At 49.5% G+C, this 546-nt stretch carries 1 protein-coding gene; it reads right to left on the bottom strand.

Annotated elements, in window-relative coordinates:
- Positions 1-12: 12 nt before the first annotated feature.
- Positions 13-468 carry a DUF3010 family protein gene (locus ACR0FE_RS23635; protein WP_480504934.1) on the bottom strand — a complete coding sequence of 152 codons (456 nt, stop codon included), beginning with the start codon at positions 466-468 and terminating at the stop codon, positions 13-15.
- Between the last annotated feature and the right edge of the window lie 78 nt (positions 469-546).

Genomic DNA, 546 nt, shown 5'->3' on the forward strand with positions numbered 1-546 from the left:
CCAGATCTGACATCAGCCCTTTGCCAATGTATAAGCACCAGAAAGAAAGGCGTTCTTTAAATAGACCGGCAGCTTCTCGGGATACTCTTTCACTTCCTTCTTGGCGAAATTGGACAAAGCCACCGGATTGACGAACCTAGTGTGACATCCTTCTGTGAGTTGGATCAGAGTCTCGATTTTGAAAGAGACCGCACCGCCTGCCATACGGCCTTTCTTTGCGCGCGTTTTGATCGCAAATGTTCCAACCTCGTTTTCGCGAGCAAACTCATCAAGCTTGGCCATGAATGAACGCAGATCTGCCTCGGATGTGTCATCCTCGAGTTCAATCCTTGTGGTCTTCGGTCGGAGCATCTCTACCTTGCCCTCGTCATCCAGGTCGACAACGGCAAGCCGAACTTCCTGTGCCGATATCTCGCAACCGCATACTCTCATATGTCGTTCCTTTGTGTGACAGTTCCTCACTAACATCTTTCGGACCAGAATATATGCCACCTATACCGCTGTTTGCGCCTTATCGCAGTCAACAAGCTTAGTCATTCAGATCCG

Source organism: Ruegeria sp. K7 (assembly GCF_056531785.1).